The sequence below is a fragment of the Sphaerimonospora sp. CA-214678 genome (assembly GCF_050942215.1).
Classification (GTDB): domain Bacteria; phylum Actinomycetota; class Actinomycetes; order Streptosporangiales; family Streptosporangiaceae; genus Sphaerimonospora.
This window is the reverse complement of the sequence record NZ_CP192056.1, coordinates 3,825,689-3,850,300: the sequence shown is the minus strand read 5'-3', so window position 1 is coordinate 3,850,300 and position 24,612 is coordinate 3,825,689. Positions and strand designations below refer to the sequence as shown.

The following is a 24,612-nucleotide window of genomic DNA, read 5'->3' as shown; positions in this document are numbered from 1 at the left end:
ATTTCGCAATCCGCTCCCGGACCCGAAGAGCAGGCCGGTGGCCGCGTCAGCCCCTGACGCGGCCACCGGCCTTTTCGTACGGCCCGGTTTCAGGGTGGTGGTGTCAGTAGGCCGAGAGGTGGGTGACCAGCGAGGGCTGGTCGACCCGGCTGGTGCCCTTGTAGCAGACGACGTTACGGACGTAGGTGGTCGAGCCGCTGGAGATCCAGGGGACCAGCAGGTTGCAGTAGTAGGGGTCCGGCCCGTACGCCGTCACCTGCACGTTGGTCTGGCGTACGCCGACGGCCGGGAAGATCACCAAACGCTGGCCGACGCCCGCGCTCTGCACGGTGTTCACCGCGCCCTGCGAGTTGTAGTTGATCTCCGCCGGGGCCGGGACGTACGGGCCCGGGTTGGTGTAGTCGTGGTCGAAGGTGTAGGCGAAGTTCCTGGGCGGGTTCGCCGCCCCGGTCACCGCTCGCCGGCGCTCGTAGGTGAGGGTCCAGCCGGTGTCGTACGGCCGGTCCACCGCGTCGTGGCACACCACCAGGACCTGCTGAGCGGTGGACGCCGAACTCCACTTGCCGACCTTGCAGCGGGCCGGCCGGTTGGAGTCGACGGCCGTCACCTGAACGTTGCCGGCGGCGGTCGCCGAGCCGAGGCCCGGGAGGGTGACCAGCCACTGCCCGGCACCGGTGGGTACGACGGTGTTCACCGCGCCCATCGAGTTGTACTGCGAGCCGATGGAGGAGCCGTTCCAGAAAACGGTGCCGAACGTCTCGGACCAGAGCGGCAGGACGCCGCTGCTCTCCGCGAAGACGATGGAGAACGGGGTGAATGTCGGTTGCCCGCCGTAGTGGTAGCACTGCACCACCGCGACCTGGTCGAGGCCGCTCGGCCCCCACTTCTGGATCTGACACCAGACAGGCGCGTCGGAGACCGCGGTGACGTGTACGACCCCCCGCCTGGAGGCGATCTGCGGGAACGTGACGTACGTCTGGCCGATCATCCCGCCGGGTGCGACCGTGACGTTGAAGCCACCGGGCCAGCTGCCCGCCTGGTAGGTGAGGTTGGGGACGCCCGAGGGGACGTCGACGAGGGCGAACCCCCAGCGGTCCGGCACGGCGGCCTGCGCGCCGGTGGCGGCGGAGCCGAGGCCGGCCGCGACGAGCGCGACGGTGAAGACAATCCGGGAGATCACTCTTCGTAACAGTTGCAAGGCATCCTCGATTCACATCGGGCCGTACCGGATCGTGCGGCCGGCGGATGAAGAGCTGGGAGCGGAGTAATTGGATCACTCCGCTTCCAGACCTGTGATAACCCGCTCTTCTGGTACGTGAAAAGACCTGATCTTGGGAAGGCGCCGGGGGATCTGCGCAGCCCGCCCGCACCCGCCGTGCCGGTGGCCTGTCCTAAATCCCGGTCCCCGCACGGCCTGTGGCGTGGGCGATGGGTCCTGTCAGCGGTGGGAGCCGTTCACAGATTGCCCAAACGGCAAGAGATGCCGATATATGGGACATGTAGGAAATAGCAGTCGGATGTCGACCGCGTGATGCCGAGGTATTCGAATCCGTGAAACTTCCATCCCGCGGCGTCGTCACCCTTGCCGACCTGGTACGGCCGCCATCCCGGTGGCCGCGGCCTCGCGAAACGGACCGGCGAACCTGCCGGCGGCGGTACGCACAGCCGCCGGCACCGATGCCCGCGGCCTGGAAGCGCTCGTCGTGTTCGCCGATGAGATTCTCCGCTGACCGCGATCTCGCTGGTCCCGCCCCTCCTCGTCGGGGCGGACACCGCCGCCACCACCGCCCTCCTCGGACTGCACCTCATCCCTGCCACGGTGATGATCCCCACCCTGGCGCGGAGCCTCGGCGCCCGGACCGATTGACGATCGCGACGGGACAACACGCGGCGCAAGGACGCGGCCCTCGGCACTGCCACCCTCCGTTCCAGGTTCCTCTCCACGACCCTCACGGCGATCATGTCGGCCGGAAAGCACGCAGAGATCAACCTGTGAAACAGGCCCTAGTCGGGCAGGACTCGCCGGGCGAGGGTCCGCTGTGGTATCCCGCCTAACAGCCGAGGCTCCTGGTCACCCGAATAGCAGATGTACAGTTCCCGACGCGTTCTTGTGGTGAGTACGTAGTACAACATCTGCAGATCGACACTGGACGGATCACCCGAGTCCAGATGCGCATCCGGGACGATCACGGTGTCGAATTCCAGGCCCTTGACGCTTGCCCGGTTCACCAGTCGCAGACCAGGACGATCCGGGTCGATCTTCCGGTACCGCGGGTCTCCCGCAGCACCGATATAGATCTGTGGTCGCAGGCCGGGGTGCAATCGTTCGATCTCCGTCAGCAACTCTCCCTGCTCGCGGCTACGCTTGACCACCACTCCGATCGTGAGCGTGCGATGGTTCTCGGCGTATCGGGCGAGCCAGCGCGCGAATGGACGGCGCGCTTCCGGGCGCCACAGCAGGACCGGAACCGGCCCGTCCCGATGCGGCAGCGGCGGCCGGTGCAGCCCCGGGTAAAAGTGGCGGGCGAGTTCCGCGACCGGGCGCGGGTTCCTCAGGTTGGTGCTGATCTCCAGCCGACCACACCCGCCGAGGGCCTTCTCGATCTCATCGAGCGTGGATTGGGTACTGGTGATCCGCTGGTACTCGTCGGCGAACGCGATCACGTCCATTCCGAGGACCCTGCACAGGCTGAAGAACTCCTGGGGGAGGTCCTGTGCTTCGTCGATGACGAGAACATGCCCCCGTCGTCCGGAGTCGTGCAGGGCCGCGGACATCAAGCGGGGCCAGTCGAAGGCGCCGATCCTTGCTCCGCCGAGGGGCGATCCGGTGGTCTCCCGGTACCAGGCGTGCACCCAGCCGTGAAAGGTCTTGATGGGCAACGACGAGCCGAGCCGCACGCCATCGGCATCCAGATGCTGTCCGAGCAGCTTCGAATGCGCGATCAGCGTCACAGGACGGCCGACGATCTCCAGCGCGGCGGCATGGTGGATCGCGAGCAGACTCTTGCCGGATCCGGGCGGTCCGCTGACCAGGTGATGGCCGGGCTCGGCGAGCCGATCAAGCACGGCGCGCTGCTCGGTGAGCAGGTCGAGATAACCGACGGTCACCACTCACCGACCCGGTGCGCCGCCTCTTCTCGAGCGGCCTGGACGACGGGTTCGAAGAACCCCGGAACCCCTGAGCCGCCGATCACCATCACTCGGTCGAGCAGAATGTTGCCCACCTCACAGCTGGTCTCGGAGATGAGCACGCAGGCGTGGCAGGCCGCCCGGTTCAGATTGCCGTACCCCTGGCCACCGTGCTCGGAGCACAGCGGGTCGGCCGAGCACCAGGCGGCCTGTTCCAGAAGCCGTAGGAGAAGCTCGGGAAGTAGGTCGGGTTCGCCCTGGCGCGCGAGACCGCCCAGCGTGCCCGCCGCATCGCCGGAGGCGGTGTATATCAGCAGTCCGTACTGATGGCCACTGCCCTCCGCAGAACGCGCGTACACCCGCTCTCGCAGTGACGCGGCACTGTACCCGGATTCGAAGGATAGTTGCCGGACGAGAAGATGCCCCAGTGTGTGCAGCAATGGCAGCCGCGGTAACAGCCGGGGGCCGGCGAAGGCTTCGATTCGGTCCTGCTGGAACGACTTCGCCAGGTCCGCCTTCATCCCCGCGGTGCGCGCACGAACCTCAGGACGGGCCTCCCACTGCCCGAGCAGTTCTTCGTCCAGTGTCAGGAAGATCCCTTCGCCGAACACCTCGACAGCGGGCAGCCAGCGTCGGCGTCCCGAGGGGTCCACCGGAATCATCCGGCCCTCCGGGGAGACCCGACTGAAACCCTGGAGCGCACGGACCTCACGGATCCGTTCGGCCACCACGACCCGCGAAATCCTCGACTCCAGCTCAGTCCACGGGGACTCTTGTGACGAGCCCAGGTTGACCTCGTGGGTGACGAAATGGGCGCTACGCGCGGGTTCGGCCGCGGTGAAGGCGGCCCACTCGCCCCTGCTGAGATCGGGCCCCTCCCCGGTGGGCGCTGCCGCCGGGCCGGCGGCCTGCCCGGTTTCCTCCTCCATGAGCCGTCTGACGAACGATGGGTCGGCCTCGGCCACCTCCGCAATGATCACGATGAGGCCGTCCGCTCCCGGTGCGTCGGGTGACTGGCACAGCGTGCCGAAGAATGGATGCTCCCGAATTCGTCGCGTTGCCTCGTCCTCGGCCGCCGCGGGCGCGGGAAGGGCCGGAATGTCGAGCGCCGAATGGATGACGGGGTAGTAGACGTTGCCCGCGGTCCGCTGCACGATCTGGATCTGCTCCCCGCAGTCCTTCCGCTCGCTGAACCGCTCCCAGGGATTGCGCCCGCAGCAGCGCATCTTCTGTCTCCCGAGTATGTCGAGCAGGTCCCTGCGGGCCGTCTTGCACTCCTCGTGCCGGCAGCGCACCGTCAGTGCCTCAAGTCCGGTGGCGTTCTCCCCGGCCTCGAAGCTCAGCGCCGTGGGCCCCGGGCATCTGTCGCGTTCCTCCGGTGTGAGCTCGGAGTGCGCCCAGTACCACCAGTCGACGTCGCCCAGGTGCCCGGCCTCGCAGATCTGGACGAACCGCATCGGGGTGAGTTTGTGCCGCGGGCTGCAGAAGGCGCAGTAGGGCGGATGCCCGAACTTCTCGTCCTGGATCCGCCAGTGCGTCATCCGGCGGCACGATCCACAGAAGAGCCAGGCCGGGAAGCGGATGAATGCCGGCCCCGACGCGTCGGGGACATCGTAGTCGGCGACCGGTGCTTGCAGCGGCGCCCACAGGCCCGTGACCTTCAGCTTCCGTTCCAGCCGGGGCGCGTGGATCCGTTCCAGATCCCGTGGCGACGGCCAGTCGGCGATCCCGGCCGCGACGAACGATTCGCCCTGGACGTCGAATACCGCGCCCACTCCGAAAGGCACGACCGTCTGCGCCTGCCGGACGCGTAACTTGCGGGTGCTCATTCCCCGGCCCCCTTCACGATGACCTGGCATTCACGATCGACACTCCGCATGGAATGCTGCGCCTCCCACATGCCGCCGGGCCGGTCGAAGTTCTTGAGCAGGCTCTCCTGCGCCTTTCCCGCGGGCTTGTAGTACAGGCGTTTGCCCGCCTGTCTCGCCTGCTCCGCCGCGTCCAGCCAGGCCCGGCGAAGTCCATCGAGGTCGGCCCGCACTTCGCCGGCGGCGGACGGGTCCGCCTTGGCCGCACAACGGACCAGCCGGGATGCGGCCTCGGCCAGTTCGCCGGCGTGGTGGAGGACGTCGCCGGCCTGATCGTCCGCCGACAGCCCAAGACCGTGCCGGACAAGGATCACCAACGCGGCGTGCAGCGCCCGGCGGCGGGACGGGATCGACCACGGAGTCACGCTGGTCGGCTCGACATGCTGGTAGAGCGCCTGGTGGAAGGTTCCGAACGTCTCGTAGTGCGAGCGGTCACGCGACCGGGTCGCGTTGAGGAAGGTGACCACGAGCCCGGGGACGCCGTGCCGCCCGACGCGGCTGCTCGCCTGGATGTACTCCGCTGTCGCCTTGGGCTGGCCGAGCATCAGCATCAGCGCCAGCCGCTTCACGTCCACTCCGACCGACAGCATGTTGGTACAGACGACCATGGAAACGCTGTCGGGATCCTCGCAACTCAGCTCAAGGCGGTCCAGCAGTTTGGGCTGCTCGGATCTGTCGAGGTTACTGGACAGCTCCTCCACCTGGCGTTCCGTCAGTTCACGGCGGCGTCCCGGCGAGCCGAGGCCGCGCAGATGCGCGGGGATCTCGTCACCGGCGGCGGTACGGGTCCGGCCAAGCTCCCGCATGCTGTGGTGGTAGGCGACGAGCGTCCAGTAGTCGTCGCGGTGCTCCTCGTGCAGCTCCATGGGGGCGTGCAACATGGCGGCCGCGGTCACCGCCGTCGCGCGACCGGCGGTATGGCCCTGCGCCATGACGCCGACGTACTTGCGCCCCGGGACGGTGTGATCCGGTTCGGCGAAATAGGAGTAGTGGGCGTCCAGGCCCGCCGAGGGGAACAGTTGGACGTCGCGGCCGTACAGCCCGCGGATCTGCTCGCTCGCACGCCGAATGGTGGCGGTGGACGCGACGACCTTCGGTCCGCGGGCTTCACTCCACGAGCACAGTTCGAGCACGGCCGCCTCGTACAGACCCGCGGTGGTGCCGAGCGGGCCGGTGAGCAGGTGCAGCTCGTCCTGGATCACCAAGGACGGAGGCAGGCACTCGCCGCCGAACAGCCGTCCCGCGTCGGGTTCCCAGGCCAGCCGGGCGAACTTGTCCACGGTGCCGAGGACGAATGTCGGCGGGTCCGCGTAGAGGTGCTCGTCGACCACCGCCACCGGCAGCCGTTCGTGGAAGTGGCAATCACTCCTGGGGCATAGGAAGCGGAAGGACGTCTCGGTCGTCCGCACTCCGTAGTCGCCGATGTCGGGGGACTTGGCGGTGGGCATGATCTGCGTGCCGCACCACGGGCAGCGGTCGAGGATGAACACGTCCTTCGGCCTGGCGGCCTCGCGCTGCTGCCGGAACATCTCGTGTGCTTCGGCGTACTTGTTGGGGGTGGTGCCGCCGCCGACCCACAGCCCGATGCTGAACGGGCCGCCCGGAATCACCGGGTCCTCCTCCAGCCGGAGGTACTCCAGGGCGCAGATGGTGGTTGCGGCGCGCTGGAACTGCTGCGTCGTCAGCAGGCTCAGCGTGTATCGGCTGAGCACGCGGTTCCGCCGCCGTCGTCACCATGCCGCAGCCTGCGCAGGATCATCTCGAAGGCGGCCAGAAAGAGGTACGCCTCCGTCTTGCCGCCACCCGTGGGGAACCAGAGCAGGTCCACCACCTCGCGGTCGGGGTGGGTCTCATCGATCAGCCCGCAGACCGTCAGCAGGAAGAACCCGAGCTGGAACGGGTGCCATGCCGCGTTGGGCGAGGGCTCCGGATCGAGCGGTACGGCTTCGGAACGCGGGCGGCGCCGTCCCCCCAGGTCCCGCGCCGAGTGCCGCCCGCCGACGACATCCGCAGGGTCGCCCGCGACACCTTCGTCCTGCACAACAGGCGACTGGTGTACAGCATCATCCTGGGCTACCTGGGGCAGGGACTCGAGGAAGAAGACCTCCTCCAGCACGGAATTCTCGGCCTCATCCACGCCGCCCGGAAATTCGACCCACTGAAGGGCAACAAGTTTTCCACCTACGCCACCTGGTGGATCAGGCAGTCGATCACCCGGGCGATCGCCGACGAGGGCGCGGCCATCCGCATCCCCGTCCATATGCACGAGCGGATACGCAAGGTCGCGGCCGCGGAGTCAGCACTACGTCAGGCCGGTAAACCTGCCACCGCGGTCGATGTGGCGCTGGCCACCGGCCTGGACGTCCGCGCGGTGGACGAGGTGCGCGTGCTGAGCAAGGTCACCGACTCCCTGGACCGAATCGTCGGGGACGGGGCCAACCTGGGAGACTTCCTGTCCCTGCCCGACCCCACGCCGGGGCCGGAGGAAAGGCTGCAAGAAATGCTCTCCGAGCAGGCCGTCGAGGAGTGGCTGGCCCCTCTGCCGGACAAAGAAGCCGACATCCTCCGCAGGCACCTGGGTCTCAACGGTGACGAACCCCAGACCCTTGAGCAGATCGGCCGCCACTACGGCGTGACCCGTGAGCGCATCCGGCAACTAGAGGTGAGGGCCCTGGCGCAGATCCGCGAGCGACTTCCTGAGGAACTACGCAAGCGTCTCCCCGCGCACCTTCGCAAGCATCCCGGGAAAAAGGCCCAGGAGAAGGCCCGCAAACACGTGGGTGAACCCAAGTAGTGACACCGGCTGCATTTCGTCGCCGTCCGGATGATGAAGGCTTCCTCATTACCGCACAGAGAGCAGGCGGGGCAGCCTCCCGCCTGCTGAGCGTCGGAGGCGCGGAAAAGGAACGGCAGGAGCCGGTCGTCGCGGTCGACCAGCAGAACGCGGGCGCCGGCCCGCGTGGCGGGGACGATCGCTCTGCCGATCCTGGGCAGCGGCGCGCGGTAGCCCCGATCAGTGGCTGCGGACACCAGGGCTCGGCGGGCCGCCGACGTCACGGGCGAGCACCGTGCTCAGGTCGGTGGGCGCGCGTCCCAGGAGCATCGTCAGAATCCGGGGGTTTCCGGTGAGCCCGTGCTGGTCGTAGTAGCGGAACATGGCTTCGAACCCCTCGGCGGCGCCGTCGCGTAGCCTTGGGGCGCTCTCGCGCCACTGACCGATCGTCTGCTCCTCCGCGCGGACCGGGATCCCGAGGACGTCGCTCACGATCTCGGCCATCTCGTGTGCGTTCAGCATGGCGGGACCACTCAGCTCGTAGGTCGCGAAGTCGTGGCCTTCCTCGGTCAGTACGGTAGCCGCCACTTCGGCCACATCCTCGAGGTCGACCGGCGTGAAGCGTGCCGACACCGAGTGCGGCACGTTTATCACACCCTCGTCGCGAGCGCGCGGGATCTGCGTCAACAGGTTCTGCGCGTACCAGCCGGGTTGCATGATCGTCCAAGTCAGATCCGAACCCCTGAGGGCGACCTCGGATCTCGCCTTCCGAAGATGGTGCGGCATCGCGGGCAGATAGGGCGCCAGCACCGAATGCAGTACGAACCGCTTGACCGCACACTCATGCGCGATATCGATCATGTGCTGCGTGAGCCGGTCCTCGGCGGGATGCATGTTCGGCGGCACGTGATAGACGGCGTCGACACCGCCGATCGCTTTCGACAGTGCCGACCGGTTCGTGTAGTCCACGGCCACCACCCGGTCGGCACCGGCGGCGACGGCCTGAGCCTTCTGCTCGTCGCGGTGAACCAGCGCGGTCGTCCGCACGCCGCGACAGGCCAGAGCGGCGATGACGGCACGCCCCGTGTTGCCGGCGGCTCCGGTGACGGCGATTGATGACATTCGGTGCCTCCAGTGGTCTTCGGTCAAGCGGGGCGACGTCCCAGGCGCTGGAACCGTTGTCGCCGTTCGGCCAGGTGGCGCGCTGCACGGCCGCCACGATCCGCTCTGACACCGCGATTCCGATCGAGCCGGTCATGAAACGGAAGTCTCCGATCACGGCCGCCACCCTGCGTCCGCGGATCGATCCCTCTCCGGTGACGACCGTTTCGTCCAGCCCGCTGGTATCCCGTGCCCGAGCGAGCAGGGTGCGATACCGCTCGTCTCCGTCACAGCGATCGACGATCGGGCCGTCCCACGATTTCCAGGTTCCCGCGTCCAGGACCTGCTCGATGAGCTGGGCCGAGTTCGGGCTCGTGCTCACGGCTTCTCCTGCGGTCCGGGCTCCTCGATCGCATCGAGCCAGGCCCGTACGGCATCGTTGTGCTGACCGAGCATGGGCGGCGGAAGGTGCTCGACGCGGGCGCCGCCGTCGAACCGCAATGGCGGGCCGGGCAGTACGATCCTGCCGAGGCTCTGGTGCTCGACTTCGAGCAGCAGGCCCTGGGATCTCGTCTGTTCCCACTCATAGACACGGTCGAGGCTGCGCACCTCACCCGCTGGGATGCCGAGTGCGCCGAGCCGGGTGAGCAGATCATCGAGCTTGGCGTCCGCGAACGCTGCGTTGACGGCGGAGTTCACCGCGTCCCGGTTCCGTACGCGCTGGCTGTTGGACGCATATCCGTCGTCGTGCGCCGGCAGGCCGAACGCCTTCGCGAACTTCAGCCACAGCGCGTCGGAACCGATGGCCAGCTGCAGCAGGCCATCCGAGCAGCGGAAGAGCCCGTATGGGCAGATCGAGGGGTGGTGGTTGCCGGAACCGCGAGGCGTTTCGCCGGCGACGGTGTACCGGGTCCCCTGGAAGGCGTGCACACCGACGATCGCAGCGAGCAGGCTGGTCCGGACCACCCGTCCCTTGCCGGTGCCGGTGCGCTCATGCAGGGCGGCGACCACACCGTAGGCACCGTAGATCCCGGCGAGGAGGTCGCCGATCGGAACGCCCACCCGCGTCGGCTCACCGTCTCCGGTGAGTGACATCAGGCCTGCCTCACCCTGCGCGATCTGGTCGTAGCCGGCGCGGCCGCCCTCTGGACCGTCATGCCCGAACCCGGTGATCGACAGGATCACCAGCCGGGGATTGAGCTCGTGCAGCCGTCGCGTCGGGAACCCCAGGCGATCCAGCACGCCGGTCCGGAAATTCTCCACCAGCACGTCGGAGTGCCGGACGAGCCGGGTGAGCGTGCGCACGCCGTCCTCGGACTTCAGATCGAGGGTCATCGATTCCTTGTTGCGGTTACAGCTGAGGAAGTACGTCGACTCGGGTGCGTCCTGCGGTCCGACGAAGGGCGGCCCCCAGCCGCGGGTGTCGTCGCCGGTGCCCGGGCTCTCCACCTTGATCACCCTCGCGCCGAGATCGCCCAGCATCATCGCGGCGTGCGGCCCGGCCAAAGCCCGGGACAGGTCGAGGACGACCGTGCCGTCCAGCGGGCCTTTCATCGAACCACCTCTCTCACCGGGGCGCCGGCCGGCCGCCGGTCGGCGAACCCGGTCGCCTCCTCAAGGGCACGTGCGAACCGCAGCACGTCGAGGTCGCGCCGGGGACCGGACACGATCTGTACTCCGACCGGCCATCCGCCGTCGGTGAACCCTGCAGGCAGGCTCAACGCGGGCAGCCCGGCCGCGGTGATGTAGTACAGGTGGCGCATCCAGTCGAGGTAGGACTTCATTGGGGATCCGGCGATCGTGGCCGGATGCCAGGCGCCCGCGCTGAACGGCACGACCGGCGTGCAGGGCATGACAAGTACGTCATAGCGGGTGAAGAAGTCCGCGACCCGCAGGTGTAAGGCGGTGCGTGCCAACTCGGCACGTCCGAGATCCTCGCCGCTCAGTGCGAGTCCTTCGCGGACGTTCGCGGCGGTGAAGTCGTCGAGGACCTCGGGCCGCTCGCGCAGCAACGCGCCGTAGTTCGTCGCGTAGTACCAGGCCCGCCATGTCCGGAAGGCCTCATCGGCACCCGTGAGGTCAGGCTCGGCCTCCGCCACCTCGGCGCCGATCCCGGCGATGGTACGGCTCAGGCTGTCGAGCACGGATCGGACGTCCAGGTCCACCGGCAAACCGGCGATTTTCGGCGCCCAGGCGACCCGGAACCCGGAGACCACCGGATCTATCGGCGGGGCGAAACAGTCGCCCCCGGCATCGATGGCGATGGCGGTACGCTCATCGGGTCCCGCGATCGCCGAAAGCAGCAGGGCCAGGTCGTCGACGGTACGGGCCATCGGCCCCACCACGACGTAGGGGAACCAGGCCATCGGCGTCGGGACCCACGGTACCCTTCCCGGTGACGGGCGCATCCCGACGACATTGCAGAACGCCGAAGGAATGCGCAGCGAGCCGGCCATGTCGGTGCCGGTCGCCAGGGGGGCCATTCCAGCGGCCAGCGCAGCGGCCGAGCCCCCGCTGCTGCCGCCCGCGGTCCGGGTGGTGTCGTACGGATTGACCGTGGTGCCGAACAACGCGTTGTGCGTGTGCCCGCCGGTCCCGAACTGCGGCGTATTGGTCTTGCCCAGCATTACGGCACCGGCGTCGGTCGCTCTCGCGACGGCGAGCGCGTCCTCCGGCGGGACATGATTGCGGTAGGCGGCCGACCCGTAGGTGGTCGGCACACCGGCGGTCTCGATCAGGTCCTTGTGCAGGATGGGCAGGCCGTGCAGGGCGCCGAGTCGCTCCCGGCGCACCCACCTGTCGTCGGCGCGCCGGGCTTCGGCGCGGGCACGCTCGGTGCTGAGTGAGCAGACCGCGTTGATCGTCGGGTTCTGTTCGTCGATGCGGGCGAGGTGGGCGTCGAGGATCTCGGCGGCCGAGACCTCACCGCTTCGCGCCAGCGCCGCCAGGTCGAGCGCGGGCAGGTCCGGAAGCGCCGGACCCGGCAAGCGCCGGGATGCCACGGTCACCGGTGATCCCCGGTTTCGGCGATATGGGCGTGGATCAGCGACGGGCTGAGCGGGGCGCTGCGGAACGGTGCCACGCCCAGCGGCTGAAGCGCGTTCTCGATCGCCGACACGATCACCTGCGCCACCGGAATGGTGCCGGCCTCACCGACGCCCTTGATACCGAGCGGGTTCAGCGGGGACGGCGTCTCCTGATGGATCATCTCGATGTGCGGGATCTCGGTCGCGTACGGGATCAGGAAGTCCATGAAGCTGGCGTTGCGGAGAGCGCCGTCCTCGTCGTAGTCGAGCTTCTCGAAGAACGCGCCGCCCATGCCCTGCGCGACTCCTCCGGCGATCTGACCTTCGACGATCATCGGGTTGATCATGTTGCCGCAGTCATGGACGCAGACGTAGCGATGGACCTTGATGCCGTAGGTGGTGGGATCGACTTCGATGATCGCGCCGTGCACCCCGTAGGCCCAGGTGGCGTGCGGAGGCGCGTAGTAGTCGGTGGCCTCGATGCCCGGATGGGCACCCTCGCCCAGCGACGGGCCGTCGCTGCGCGCGGCGGGAGCGAACTGGGTCGCGCTCTCGGCGGCCTTGTTGAAGGCGTAACGCAGCGGGTTGCTCGCGGTCGCGATCTCCGCGAGGGTCGCACCCGAGCTCGGTGAACCCTTCACGAACGCCCTGCCGTCGGCGAGTTCGATGTCGTCGGGGTTGGCCTCCAGCATGTTCGCCGCGGCGTTGATCACCTGATTGCGGACGAGGACCGCGGTCTTGTGCACGGCACTGCCGCTGACCACGGCGGCGCGGCTGGCGAAGGTGGCGACCCCCCAGTCGTACACACCGGTGTCACCCTCGACGACGATCACATCCTCGACCCGTGCGCCGAGCTGGTCCGCCACGATCTGCGCGAACACGGTCTCGTGGCCCTGTCCCTGGGTGGTCAGGCCCGTGTTGACGAAGATCTTTCCGGTGATCGGGTGGATCCGGATGTGCCCGCCCTCGTATGGGCCCAGTCCGGTTCCCTCGACGTAGAAGGACAGCCCCAGGCCCAGGTAGCGTCCCTCTTCCCTGGCCGCCTGCTGCTCCTTTTCGAACGCTTCGACGTCCAGCGCGTCCATCAGCGCTACGAGCGCCTGCTCGTACTGGCCGGAGTCGTAGGTGACTGCCAGGCCGTCAGCGAAGATCAGGTCAGGCCGGGTGTACGGAAACTCCTCCGGCTGGATGAAGTTGCGCCTGCGCACTTCGAACCGGTCGAGCCCGAGTTCGTCGGCGAGCTGGTCCATGGCCCGCTCGATCGCGAAGTTCGCCTGCGGCCGGCCGCAGCCCCGATACGGTGTGACCGGGACCGTCGGGGTGTAGACGCAGGAGAACTCCACCATGATGTTGGGGATGCGGTAGGGACCGGCGATCTGACAGGCCGCGACCTGGGCGACGGCGATGCCGTACGGGATGAAGGCTCCGGTGTCGTGCAGAAATCTGTCGCGGAGGCCGAGCACTACGCCATTCTTGGTGGCGGCGAGTTCCAGCTCGTGAATCTGGCCGCGTTCGTGCGTCATGTGCACGAAGTTCTCGGCGCGATCCTCGATCCACTTGACCGGGCGCCGCAGCTCGCGTGCCGCCAAGGGCACAAGGATCTCGTTGGCGTAGGGAAAGTGGACCTTCGGCCCGAATCCGCCGCCGACGTCCGGTGCGATCACGCGCACCTTGTGCTCGTCCAGCTCGAACAGGCTCGCCAGCGCGCCACGCAGACCGATCGGTGCCTGGGTTCCGTCCCACACGGTCAGCTCGCCGGACACCTCGTCCCACTGTGCGGCCGTCGCCAGGCACTCCATGGGCGCGGCTGTGCTGCGGTCCACCCGTACCTTGATCGAGGTCACGTGATCGGCCCGCTCGAAGGCCGCGGCGACGTCGCCGCTTTCCTGAACCAGGTGCGCCGCGATGTTGTTGGGGACGTCCTGGTGCACCAGCGGCGCACCCGGCTGGACGGCCCGCTCGAAATCGACCTCCACCGGCAGCACGTCGTAAGTGACGTCGACGAGCATCGCCGCGTCCTCGGCGACGTACCGATCGACGGCCACGATGAAAGCGATCGCCTGGCCCACGTAGAACACCTCGTCGCGGGCCAGCGGATACTGGGTGCGGCCGTGGGTGATGCACGGGTGCGGGATGAGCAACGGCATCGCCACGTCCAGCGCGCCGAGGTCCTCATGCGTGTAGACCTTGACGACACCGGGTAGCGCCCGAGCACGTGAAACGTCGAGGCCGGTGATCCGAGCATGGGCGACGGTGCTGCGCACGAAGGCGCCGTGCAGGGCGCCTTCGAGGGGGATGTCGTCAACGTAACGGCCCTTGCCCCGGATGAGCCTGTCGTCCTCGTTGCGCAGCACACGGGTGCCGAAGTGGCGGGTCGACATCTGTGGTCACCTGCTCTCGTTGGTGAGTTCCGCGGCGCGCTTGACCGCCGACACGATGTTCTGGTAGCCGGTGCACCGGCAGATGTTTCCGGCGATCTCTTCGCGGATCTCGTCGTCATCGGCGGACTGGAGGTCATCGCGCTCGTCAAGCAGACCGGCGACCGCCATCATGAACCCCGGCGTGCAGAACCCGCACTGCAGGGCATGGCACTCCTTGAACGCCTGCTGCACCGGGTGGAGGCTCCCGTCGGGGCTCGCGAGCCCCTCCACGGTGCGGACCGACCGGCCGTCGACCTGGATCGCCAGTGTCAGGCAGGATCTCGCTGGACGACCGTCGATGTGGACGGTGCAGGCTCCGCAGACGCCGTGCTCGCAGCCGACGTGTGTTCCGGTGAGTGCCAGTCGCTGCCGCAGGAAGTCGCTGAGGAGCATCCTGGTCGGCACTTCCTCCTTGGCCGGTCGGCCGTTCACCTCGACCTCGATGGTGACCAGCGCGTCCGGTCCGAACTCGGTTGCCTCGCTCATCGTGTGCTCCCCACCCTCGTCATCGCCGTTTTCAGATTCGCTTCCACCAGACCGGCGAGCACATGTTGCCGGTAGGCCTTGCTCGTCGCGCTGTCGTCGGAGACGGTCACCGCGTCGCGGGCGGCCGCGCCCGCCCGCGCGAACAACTCCGCGCTCGGCGCCTCGCCGATCAGCAGCTCCTCGCAGGCCGTGAGCGGGGTCGGCACCGTGGAGATGCCACATGCCCCCAGGCGTGCGTGGGAGATCAGCCCATCTCCACCGATTCGCAACGTCACGGCGACCCCGGCGACGGCGTAGTCGCCGTGCCGGCGGGCGAATTCAGAGAACGCCCAGCCCTCGCCCGGCTCCAACACGGGCACCGCCGCCTCGATGAGCAGTTCGTCGGGCGCCAGCGACGTTGTGAAAATGAACTCGAAGAATTCCGACGCCGGAATCGAACGCCTTCCCGACGGGCCCTGCGCCGTAAGCACACCACGCAGCGTTGTCAGCAACGTCGGCAACTCCGCCGAGGGATCGGCATGGGCCAGGCTGCCGCCGATCGTGCCGCGGTTCCGGATGGCCGGGTGCGCGACGTTTCGCAGCGTCTCGCGGATTAGCGGGTTCGCCGCCGCCGCCTCGGCGTTCTCCTCGACCGCCCGCTGCCGCGTCATCGCCCCGATCCGGACGAGCCCATCGGTCACCCGGATGTAGTCGAGTTCGGCGATCCTGCGCAGATCGATGACGACATCGGGATTGGCCAACCTGAAGTTCATGGTCGGAATCAGGCTCTGGCCCCCGGCGAGGATGACGGAGTCCTCGGAACGGGCTCGGATGTCGATCGCCTCGCGCAGCGATGAAGGCGCCGCGTAACGGAAGCTGGATGGTTTCACTGGTCATACCTCGCAGGTCGAGTGAGTCGGATCGTGGCCGCCTGCCTCGTCGCGCACAGTCGTCACAACCCCTCCAGTTCGCTTTCGAACTGCGGGTAGTTCATAGGTGACTTCGCGATCAGAGCGTCCTTGTTCTCGCCGGTCATCATGTCCTGGAACACAGTGTTCTCAAAGGTCGGGGTGCCGCCTTCGAGCGCCGCGCGCACCGCCTGCGCGGCCAGCAATCCGGTCTCGGCGGCCGAGTAGTACCGCGTCGCGGACAGGTACGGCGTGCCGAGCCAATCCAGCATCTCCGCGTCCGCGTCACTGGTGACGTGGGTGATGGTGGTCAGGTCGTTCTGCTTCAGGTACGCGGCGATGCCGTCGCCCATCGCGGCCGCGTAGGACACGATGACGCTCACGTCCGGATGGGCCTGGAGGGCGCGCTCGACCACGCCGACGGCCTTGCTCCGGTCGAAGTACCCCTGCTCTCGGACCACGATCTCGAAACCGCTGCCTGCGAGCGCGGCGTCGAGTCCCTGGTCGATGCGTTCGGAGAACCCTTGGCCGACCACACCTTGCACGACCACGACCTTGCCCGGCCTCACGTTCTCCTTCAGCCAGTTGCCGATCAGCGTGCCGCCGCCGATGGAGTCGACGAAGGAGACGCCCTCGGCGTACTCATCGAGCGGGCCCGGCGCGGCCCAGAGCGCGAGGGCGGCCGGTATCCCGGCGGCCTTCGCCTGCTTCATCCCCGCGAGAACCGTGTCAACGGTGTTCGGCTGCACGACCAGTCCCGCGACGCCTTGCGAGACGAGACTCTCCAGGTTCTTCAGCTCGGTCTGCACATCGAAGTTGGCTTGCAGGATCTTCAGGTTGTACGCGGTGCCCTCGATCGCCTTGGCGACCCCCTGGGTCACGTACTTGGTGTATTCGACGAGGCCGTTGAGGGAGACCCCGATCGTCTTCCCCGCGCCGATGGAGTCACCGGCGCCCGGCTGCGCAACAGGTGCGCTGGACGAGCCGCAGGCGCTGAGCACGGGCGCGAGCAGTCCCAGCCCTCCGAAGACGGCGGCACCGGTGAGCAGTGCCCGGCGGCTGACGCCACCGGCGCCGCCGCCGGGAATGGAAGCCTTATGGATCATGATTTCTCCGTCCGATTGCCAGGGAACGGCGTTGGTGGGGGCAGTGTCGATGGAAGTCGGAGGTATGGGGGTCAGGCCCGTAGCCGGACCTTGCGGTGCCTGCGGAGCTCTGCCACCGCCGTCACCGATACGGCGACGATCAGAATGCCGCCGAAGACGAGCTGGTCATATGAATCCGGAACGTTCAGGAAGGTCAAAGCGCTGGTGACCACGCCGAGGACGATCACCCCGAGCATGCTGCCGAGCATCGAGCCGCGACCTCCGGCCAAGGAGGAACCCCCGAGCACGATCGCCGCGATCACCATCAGTTCGAGGCCGACGCCGCCTCTCGGGTCGCCGGCGCCGACTCGCCCGGTGATGACCACGGACGCGATTCCGGCCAGACCGCCGTTGAGGACATAGATCATGATCTTCGTGCGGACCGTCGCGACGCCGGCGAGAAACGCGGCCTCCTCGTTGGCTCCGAGGGCGTAGACGTTGCGGCCGAATCGCGTGAAGTGCAGTAGCACGCCGCCGAAGATCAGGCACAGCAGCCAGATCAGGATCGGTGCCCGCATGCCGAGGTAACTGCCGCTCTGCAGCCACTCCAACCCGGTCGGCAGCGCGATGGGAGTGCTGTTGGCCAGTGTCAGCGCGACGGAGGCGAAGACCGCCAGGCCGCCGAGCGTCAGGATGAACGGAGGAACCCGCAGCAATGAGACGAGCAGGCCCCACAGGACCCCGCTGGCGGCCCCGACGACGACCACGGTGAGCACCACGACGGCGCCGGGGAGGTGCGCGGCGACCAGGGTGGCGGTGATCACGCTACCGAGTGAGACGAGGCTTCCCACGGAGAGGTCGAGCTGCCCGCCGACCAGCAGCAGGGTCTGACCGATCGCGAGGATGCCCAGCGCCGCGCTGGCGGTCAGCATTCGCTCGATGTTCGTACTCGTGAGGAACGCGCTGTTGTTCGCATAGGCGATGGCCGACAGTGCGACGATGATGGCCAGCAACGGCAGATAGACATGGAGGTACTCGCGGGTCGCCGGTGTGAGCCGCGGGCGCGGGGTCGAAGGGCGAGGCCGGCGCGTCATCTCGATCTCGGTTGTCTGCATGTCAGCTTCCCAGTTCCATCTCGAAGATTCGATGCTCGGTGGCGTCCTCACCGGCGACCTCACCCGCGATGCGCCCGTCCCGCATGACGACGACGCGGTCGGCCACGCACCTGATCTCCTGGTATTCGGTCGAGAACAGCACCACCGCACAACCCGCCGCCGCCCGTTCGCGCAGCAGCCGGTAGATCTCGAACTTCGACGGGATGTCGACGCCCACCGTCGGCTCGTCGAGGATCAGCACCTCGCTGCCGACCCGCAGCCATCGAGCGAGGATCACCTTCTGCTGGTTGCCTCCGCTCAGCCCCCGGATCGGAGCGCGAACATCGGAGAGCTTGACCGACAGCCGCCGGCAGACATCGTCCGCTCGGTGCGCGGCGGACACGGGGTTGAACAGCGGAGCGCGGTCGGCACCATTCTCGGCGAGCAGGGCGTTGTCGACGATCGAACGATCCAGCATCAGCCCCTCCCGCTTGCGATCGGCGGGTAGGAAGCCCACCCCCGCACGGGCCGCGACACGGCGGCTGGTCCGGCTCTCGCCGAGGATTCGGACAGTCCCGGATGTCGGTCTGATCGCCCCGGCCATGAGCTGGGCGAGTTCCCGGCTGCCGCAGCCGACAGCTCCGGTGACCACGAGGACCTCACCACGGCGCGCTTTCAGGTCCACCGATCGCACGGCGCCGCCGAAACTCGCCTGGTCGAGTTCGATCACCACATCGCCGGGCGTCGTGTCGCCCTCGTGTACGTCTTCGCGGCGCAGCGACACCTCGTCGCCGAACATGTGGCTGACGAGTTCCGGCATCCTCACACCCGCCACCGGGCCGCTCGCCACCTTCGACCCGTCGCGAAGGACCGTGTAGTCGTCGGCGAGCTCCATCACCTCGTCCAGGTGATGGCTGATGTAGACGACCGCGATTCCGCTGTCCCTGACCTGCCGCACGACCGAGAAGAGCTGTTCGATCTCGGCGCGGTGCAGGGTCGCCGTGGGCTCATCCATGATGATGCACCTGGCGTCCGCGCAGACGGCGCGGGCCAGTTCGAGCAGCTGCATCTGCGCGACGGTGAGCGTCCAGGCCGGAGCGTACGGATCCAGATCGGTGCCGACGCGGGCGAGCCTCTCGCCCGCCTCACGAGCGAGGCTTCGTGCGGTGACAAGCCCGAACCGGCCCCGGGCCGGCCGGTCGAGCAGCACGTTGTCGGCCACGCTCCGGGTCAGCGCTATCTGGCGCTCCTGGTGGAGAACCCTGATGCCGGCGGCCTTGGCCGAGCGCGGGGTGAACCGGACCGGCTCACCGTCCAGCAGAATCTGCCCGGCGTCGGGCTGCAGGGCACCAGAGGCGATCTTGATAAGGGTGGACTTGCCGGCGCCGTTCTCGCCGAGCAGCGCGTGCACACGGCCGGGGTACGCGGCGAGCGACACGTCCTTGAGGGCGCGCGCACTGGGGAACGACTTCTCGACATTGCGCAATTCCAGTGTGGCGTGCATGATCCCTCTGTGTTCGCCTAGCGGATACAGTGTTCGCCTAACGGTGATGTGAAGTCTCAGGCCGAAAGCTATTTGTGTCAAGGGTCAACTTGTGACCTCGCACTCGGCGCCGAGTCGGCGAACGAGGCAGCGCCGAGGCGTTAGAGCGCCTCATACCGTTCATCGGAGTTCACATCCGCCAGCCGGACATCGCCTGACGGACGCAAGGCAGACCACAAGGCATCGGCCGGTGGATCGGGTGTGGGGTCGGGGGCCTAACCCTGATGGCGGAGATTACGCATCGGCTGCCAGCCGATGCCCAGCGACAGCGCCTGGCCGAGCCGTTGGACGGCGTCGATCACAGTCGACTCCTGCTGGCCGCCGTCGAGGTGGGCTCGTGAAACCACCGCGCACACAGCGGCGACGACGTTGCCCTCGCTGTCGAAGACCGGCGCGGACACCGAACCGGTGAAGGTTTGCACGTCGCCGATGGTGCGCGCGTAGCCCTGGCTACGGACGGTTGCGATCACTTCCCGTAGCTTGTCGGGGTCGGTGATCGTGCCGGGGGTGAGGCTGGCGAGTTCGCCGTTCAGGTAGCGGGCGATGAAGTCCTCGGATGCGTACGCCAGCAGCACGTGTCCCTTGGACCCCGTGTGCAGCGGGAAGTGATGACCGTAGGTCGTCCTGGTGATGATCTCGCCGGACAGCGCCTCGTGCGAGTAGAGCACGACCGCCGTGCCCTCGCTGCGTTCGACCAGCTGGAAGACCGCGAAGGGGGTGTCCTGCGACGCCCTGGTCATCAATGGGATGGCGAGGTCGAGCAGCCGGTGCCCGACCAGGTAGGTGGAGCCGAGCAGCCAGGTGCGCCGGCCGATCCGGAAGACGCCGGAGCTGTCTCGCTCGAGGAACTGGTCCTCTTCCAGCTGCGACAGGGTCCGGTGCAGCGTCGCCCAGGACATTCCCAGGGCCTCGGCCGCCTCCGATGCGCGCATCGGCTGCTGGGCGAGGAGCTCCAGCACGCGAAGCGCGCGGGAAACGCCCTGGAGCTTCGGCTTCGGATGATCTGGAGAGACGCCCGCCTGCTCCGTCGCATTCACCGTGCGTCGCGTCACTTCCCACCCACTTCCCGACGATCCCAAGTCCGACACGCAGGTTGCCGTGGTTCGGGAACGACTGTGATTGTATACGCACCGAGGGGACTGACCGGGGCGGAGAAGGGTCGCTCACGACCTCTCTCCCCGCCCAGGGTCACCCCGCCACCGTGGGCCAGGCGTCCGGATCGGCCCAGCCCTCCGGCCAGACCAGGCCACCAGCGGCCTGCACCTTCCTGAAGTGCTCACCACGGTCGAACATGCCGAGGTGCTCACGAGCGGCGCGACGGTCGGCGCGTAGGCGTGCCGTGGCTTCCTCGTCCACCGTCAGATTGTCGTTCTCTCCGCTCAGGATCACCCCGTATTCCGACATGGCAGCCGCACGGGTGACCAGGCCGCACAGTACGTCGTAGCGGACCAACTCGACCTCCCGATCAAGCGGGTCGCCCCAGCCACCGCCTCCGGAGGTCCACAACCGCACCAGTTCTCCGGCACGCACCGGCACATCGTCGATCATGCCGGGAAGCGATCGGAGACTGCCATCGTCCGCCTCGATCGAGACGCCGTACGGCTGGCCGGCCATTCCGCCGTTCACGCCATACGGAGCGAGCTCCGACCGGTCGGCGTTGGAGAGCAGAAGGCAGTCGCGCAGCGCACGCACGCGCTTGTCGTATCCGAATCCGCCACGTCGCTTGCCGGCCCCGGCGGAGTCGGTACGCAGGGCGAGGTTCTCGACCAGCACCGGATAGCGCTGCTCGGAGAACTCCGCCGGCAGGTTGCGTGAGTTGGGCACGATGTGCACCACGTCGCTGCCGTCCGCCCATGGGCGGCCTGGACCGCCGCCGCCGAGCACCTCGCGGAAGAGGCTCAGCTTGCCGTCCCTCTCCCGGCTGTGCAGGCCCCAGATCCGGATCGTCTCGTGGTCGGCCGGCATGCGCCCTCCGGTGGCCTTCGCCAGCGCACCGGCGAAGATTCCCAGAGAACGGATCAGGATGAAGAACCGAAGACCGGTAGGGCGCCCATAGTGCGGTGTCACCAGGGTCCCCTTCTCCGGGAACACCACATCGATGACGTCCAGGACGCCCTCGTTGATGTCGATCTCGGCGGCACGCTCCGGTGAGTCGGCGAGGCAGCGCAACACCGGCCCCATCCACTTTCGTACGAATCGGCCGTCGCAGTAGTCGATCGCCCAGTTGATCGGACCTTCCGCCTCCGGGTCGGTGCCGGTGAAGTCGAGGGTGATCTTTTCCGGCGTCTTCGTCATGGTCAGACGCATGGCGTAGAGCTTGCGGGTGAAACCATCGGACTCGACGTAGTCTTCGAAGGTGTAGACGCCGTCCTCGATCTTGGGAAGCAGCTCGGCGCGTATCGTCGCCGCGCAGTTCTCGATGATCGAGTCGAATGCGCTCTCCAGAGCATCCACACCGTATCGGTCGGCGAGTTCGACAAGCCGGCGGGTGCCGAGCTGGCACGCGCCGATCTCGGAATCGATGTCGCCGCGCAGATGCTCGGGAAGCCGCGAGTTGCGCTCCAGGATGCGGAACGCGGTGTCGTTGGGCACGCCCCGGTCGTAGAGCTTGACCGGTGGCACCACCAGGCCCTCACCCCACTGGTCGCGGACCTGGACCGGCAGGCTGCCGGGCACGCAGCCGCCTACGTCGTCGTGGTGGCCGAAGACCTGGGCGAAGCCGAGAAGGCGATCGCCGTAGAAGATCGGCACGGTGGTGCACAGGTCTGGTACGTGACCGCACGAGCCGGCGCTGTTGTAGGGGTCGTTCCAGAAGAAGACATCGCCGGGGTTGATGTCGTCTCCGAAGAACTCGAATACGGGCTCGATGAGCGAGCCGTAGGAACGTCCCGTGAGTTTGCGGCCCTTCGCGTCGTAGAGGCCCACCCGATAGTCATGCTGGTCTCGGATCATCGGAGACCGCGCCGCTCGTTCGACGGCGGCCTCGATCTCGACCTCCGCCGATCGGATCGTGCCGGTGATGACTTCGAGTTCGATGGGACCGAGCGTGTTCGTCATGCTGACCGCCTCGTCATGATCAGGTTGCCGAAGGAATCGATGGACGCAGCCCACTCCTCGGGCACGACCACCGTGGCGCCGTACTCCTCGACGACGCATGGACCGGAGATCCGGGCACCCGAGCCGAGGCCGGACCTGCGGTAGATGGCGCAGTCCTGCCATCCCGCCTTGCGCCAGTACACAGGGCGACGTGTGGCCGGCTCGGCCGTGCCCGTCGCAGGTGGGACCCCGGCGGGCTTGGGCCGGTGCAGCCGCCCGATGGCCTGGACCCGAAGGTTGACGATCTCGACGTCCTGCTTGTCGGCGTAGGAGAACCCGTAGACCCGTTCGTGTTCGTCGTGGAACGCGGCGGTCACCGCGGTGAGCGACTCCTCGTCCGGGGTACCGGCCGGGACGACGACGGTCACCTCGTAGCCCTCACCCACATAGCGCAGGTCCGCGCCCCGGATCAGCTCGACGCGCGCGGCGTTGACTCCCTCCTCCGCGAGTTCGTCCTGCCCGAGTCGCTCCAGTTCCTGCCAGACCGACGTCACCTCATCCGCCACCTCGCCGGACACCTGCCGCACGAAGGTTCGGACGTAGTCACGCTTGACGTCGGTCACCTGAAGGCCGAACGCCGAGAGATTGCCGGGGTTCGGCGGCACCAGCACCGAGGTCATGCCGAGGAAGTCGGCGACCTCCGCGGCGAGCAGCGGGCCCGCTCCACCGAAGGCCACCAGGGTGTACGCGCTCGGGTCGCGTCCCTTGAGCGTGGACACCCGGCGGATGCCGGCGACCTGGTCGGCGGCCGCGACCTCCAGCACTCCGGCGGCGGCCTCCTCGGCGGTCAGGTCCCAGTTCGCGCCGAACTCGCGGAAGGCGGCGCGGGCGGAGGCCGTGTCGAGCACCAGGTCGCCGCCGACGAGGGACTCCGGGAACCTGCCGAGGATCGCGGCCGCGTCGGTCACGGTCGGCCGCTCGCCGCCTTGGCGATAGCAGATCGGTCCGGGTACGGCTCCCGCGCTCTTGGGCCCGACCTTGAGCGCGCCGTTCGGCCCGGCCCAGGCCAGCGAACCGCCGCCGGTGCCCACCGTGGCGATGTCGATCATCGGAACCTTGACCGGGTAGTTCTCGATCACCGTCTCGTTGGTGAGCCGGATCGTCAGGTCCTCGATGAGGGCCACGTCGGTCGAGGTTCCCCCGACGTCCAGGGTGATGATGTCGGAGATGCCGGCGCTGCGCGCCGCCTCGACCGCACCGATGACGCCGCCGGCCGGTCCGGACAGCAGCATCGTTACCGGCTTTTCCCCGGCGGCTCGGGCGCTGACCACGCCGCCGTTGGACTGCATGATCAGGAAGGGCAGGTCGCCGGAGCGCCTCCGCAGTTCCCGGTGGGCACGGTCGAGATACGTGCGACAGTACGGCTTGACCATGACGTCGATCAACGTGGTCATCGCCCGCTCGTACTCGCGGTACTCGGGCAGCACGGTGCTCGACAACGATACGAACAGATCGGGGAACGCCTCGGCGAGAAGCTCGCCGATCCGCCGTTCGTGCGCGGGGTTCGCGTAGGAGTGCAGCAGGCAAACGCCGAGCCGGGACACTCCGGAGTCTACGAGTTCCCGCGCGGCGGCGAGCACTGCCGCCTCGTCGAGCTCGCGGTAAACCGAACCATCGAAGGTGAGCCGCTCCGGCACCTCCCGTACAAGATGCAGCGGCACGATCCGGGGTGGTTTCACCCAGAAGAACGAGTTCCCATAGCCGTCGGGAACCGATTGGCGCGCGATCTCGAGCACATGACGGAAGCCCTGGGTCACGAGCAGCCCGATGCCCTCGAACTCGTGCTCGAGCACGGCGTTGGTCGCCGTCGTGGTGCCGTGGACGACCATCTCGATGTCGCCGAAGTCGGCCTCTGTCAGGGCGAGAAGCTTCTCGATGCCGGTCAGCAGAGCCCGGCTCGGATCCTCTCGATCGCTCGGCGTCTTGACGACCTGGATGGCTCCGGTCGTCTCGTCGATGCCGATCACGTCGGTGAATGTGCCCCCGGTGTCCACTGAGACCCGCAAGGTACCGGCCACGATTCTCCCATTGACTAGTATCCGGTGAGCGGACATGATATCCGCTTAGAGGACGGTAACTTTCTGAATCAGTCGATGTCAACAGC

The 24,612-nt window shown here is 67.8% G+C and carries 20 protein-coding genes; 3 read left to right on the top strand and 17 right to left on the bottom strand.

All coding sequences use genetic code 11. The annotated features are described in order from the left end of the window. Positions 1 to 103: 103 nt before the first annotated feature. Positions 104 to 1,180: a hypothetical protein gene (locus ACQP1K_RS17220; RefSeq protein WP_433496736.1), complete on the bottom strand. Its 1,077-nt coding sequence runs from the start codon at positions 1,178 to 1,180 to the stop codon at positions 104 to 106. 430 nt (positions 1,181 to 1,610) lie between these two features. On the opposite strand from ACQP1K_RS17220, the gene ACQP1K_RS17215 reads away from it, so the two are divergent. Both ACQP1K_RS17215 and ACQP1K_RS17210 read left to right on the top strand, forming a co-directional pair. Further along, a complete protein-coding gene (locus tag ACQP1K_RS17215; protein WP_433496735.1) occupies positions 1,611 to 1,730 on the top strand; it encodes a hypothetical protein in 120 nt (39 codons plus the stop codon). After that, complete coding sequence (locus tag ACQP1K_RS17210; protein WP_433501565.1) at positions 1,727 to 1,867, top strand: DUF6069 family protein; 141 nt, start codon at positions 1,727 to 1,729, stop codon at positions 1,865 to 1,867. Before ACQP1K_RS17215 ends, ACQP1K_RS17210 begins: the two co-directional genes overlap by 4 nt. A gap of 137 nt (positions 1,868 to 2,004) precedes the next feature. On the opposite strand, the gene ACQP1K_RS17205 is transcribed toward ACQP1K_RS17210, so the two are convergent. The 4 genes from ACQP1K_RS17205 to ACQP1K_RS17190 are packed head-to-tail and all read right to left on the bottom strand — an operon-like array spanning position 2,005 to position 7,038. Then, a complete protein-coding gene (locus ACQP1K_RS17205; protein WP_433496734.1) occupies positions 2,005 to 3,108 on the bottom strand; it encodes an AAA family ATPase in 1,104 nt (367 codons plus the stop codon). After that, positions 3,105 to 4,958, bottom strand: a complete 1,854-nt coding sequence (drmB, locus tag ACQP1K_RS17200) for a DrmB family protein (RefSeq protein WP_433496733.1) — start codon at positions 4,956 to 4,958, stop codon at positions 3,105 to 3,107. Before drmB ends, ACQP1K_RS17205 begins: the two co-directional genes overlap by 4 nt. Then, complete coding sequence (locus tag ACQP1K_RS17195) at positions 4,955 to 6,709, bottom strand: helicase-related protein (protein ID WP_433496732.1); 1,755 nt, start codon at positions 6,707 to 6,709, stop codon at positions 4,955 to 4,957. The genes drmB and ACQP1K_RS17195 overlap by 4 nt, the downstream gene beginning before the upstream one ends. Beyond that, the gene (locus ACQP1K_RS17190; protein ID WP_433496731.1) at positions 6,688 to 7,038 is read right to left on the bottom strand and encodes a hypothetical protein; all 351 of its coding nucleotides are present in this window, start codon (positions 7,036 to 7,038) and stop codon (positions 6,688 to 6,690) included. The genes ACQP1K_RS17195 and ACQP1K_RS17190 overlap by 22 nt, the downstream gene beginning before the upstream one ends. 12 nt (positions 7,039 to 7,050) lie before the next feature. On the opposite strand from ACQP1K_RS17190, the gene ACQP1K_RS17185 reads away from it, so the two are divergent. Beyond that, complete coding sequence (locus ACQP1K_RS17185; RefSeq protein WP_433496730.1) at positions 7,051 to 7,791, top strand: sigma-70 family RNA polymerase sigma factor; 741 nt, start codon at positions 7,051 to 7,053, stop codon at positions 7,789 to 7,791. Positions 7,792 to 8,010: 219 nt separating this feature from the next. On the opposite strand, the gene ACQP1K_RS17180 is transcribed toward ACQP1K_RS17185, so the two are convergent. The 12 genes from ACQP1K_RS17180 to ACQP1K_RS17125 form a co-directional block, all read right to left on the bottom strand. Continuing rightward, the gene (locus tag ACQP1K_RS17180) at positions 8,011 to 8,892 is read right to left on the bottom strand and encodes an SDR family oxidoreductase (protein ID WP_433496729.1); all 882 of its coding nucleotides are present in this window, start codon (positions 8,890 to 8,892) and stop codon (positions 8,011 to 8,013) included. 357 nt (positions 8,893 to 9,249) lie between these two features. Next, a complete protein-coding gene (locus ACQP1K_RS17175) occupies positions 9,250 to 10,425 on the bottom strand; it encodes a CaiB/BaiF CoA transferase family protein (protein ID WP_433496728.1) in 1,176 nt (391 codons plus the stop codon). Further along, positions 10,422 to 11,879, bottom strand: coding sequence for an amidase (locus ACQP1K_RS17170; protein WP_433496727.1), 1,458 nt, complete (start codon positions 11,877 to 11,879; stop codon positions 10,422 to 10,424). Before ACQP1K_RS17170 ends, ACQP1K_RS17175 begins: the two co-directional genes overlap by 4 nt. Next, positions 11,876 to 14,278, bottom strand: coding sequence for an aerobic carbon-monoxide dehydrogenase large subunit (cutA, locus tag ACQP1K_RS17165; RefSeq protein ID WP_433496726.1), 2,403 nt, complete (start codon positions 14,276 to 14,278; stop codon positions 11,876 to 11,878). The genes ACQP1K_RS17170 and cutA overlap by 4 nt, the downstream gene beginning before the upstream one ends. 6 nt (positions 14,279 to 14,284) lie before the next feature. Continuing rightward, positions 14,285 to 14,803 carry a (2Fe-2S)-binding protein gene (locus tag ACQP1K_RS17160; protein WP_433496725.1) on the bottom strand — a complete coding sequence of 173 codons (519 nt, stop codon included), beginning with the start codon at positions 14,801 to 14,803 and terminating at the stop codon, positions 14,285 to 14,287. Continuing rightward, on the bottom strand, positions 14,800 to 15,672 hold the full coding sequence (locus ACQP1K_RS17155; RefSeq protein WP_433496724.1) for an FAD binding domain-containing protein: 873 nt from the start codon (positions 15,670 to 15,672) through the stop codon (positions 14,800 to 14,802). Before ACQP1K_RS17155 ends, ACQP1K_RS17160 begins: the two co-directional genes overlap by 4 nt. Before the next feature lie 62 nt (positions 15,673 to 15,734). After that, positions 15,735 to 16,796: a sugar ABC transporter substrate-binding protein gene (locus ACQP1K_RS17150; protein WP_433496723.1), complete on the bottom strand. Its 1,062-nt coding sequence runs from the start codon at positions 16,794 to 16,796 to the stop codon at positions 15,735 to 15,737. A gap of 71 nt (positions 16,797 to 16,867) precedes the next feature. After that, complete coding sequence (locus ACQP1K_RS17145) at positions 16,868 to 17,890, bottom strand: ABC transporter permease (RefSeq protein WP_433496722.1); 1,023 nt, start codon at positions 17,888 to 17,890, stop codon at positions 16,868 to 16,870. A gap of 1 nt (position 17,891) precedes the next feature. Continuing rightward, positions 17,892 to 19,373, bottom strand: a complete 1,482-nt coding sequence (locus ACQP1K_RS17140; RefSeq protein WP_433496721.1) for a sugar ABC transporter ATP-binding protein — start codon at positions 19,371 to 19,373, stop codon at positions 17,892 to 17,894. Positions 19,374 to 19,627: 254 nt separating this feature from the next. Continuing rightward, a complete protein-coding gene (locus ACQP1K_RS17135; RefSeq protein ID WP_433496720.1) occupies positions 19,628 to 20,464 on the bottom strand; it encodes an IclR family transcriptional regulator in 837 nt (278 codons plus the stop codon). A gap of 136 nt (positions 20,465 to 20,600) precedes the next feature. After that, positions 20,601 to 22,469: a hydantoinase B/oxoprolinase family protein gene (locus tag ACQP1K_RS17130; RefSeq protein ID WP_433496719.1), complete on the bottom strand. Its 1,869-nt coding sequence runs from the start codon at positions 22,467 to 22,469 to the stop codon at positions 20,601 to 20,603. Then, positions 22,466 to 24,526 (bottom strand): hydantoinase/oxoprolinase family protein, encoded by a 2,061-nt coding sequence (locus ACQP1K_RS17125; RefSeq protein ID WP_433496718.1) that lies wholly within the window; start codon positions 24,524 to 24,526, stop codon positions 22,466 to 22,468. Before ACQP1K_RS17125 ends, ACQP1K_RS17130 begins: the two co-directional genes overlap by 4 nt. Between the last annotated feature and the right edge of the window lie 86 nt (positions 24,527 to 24,612).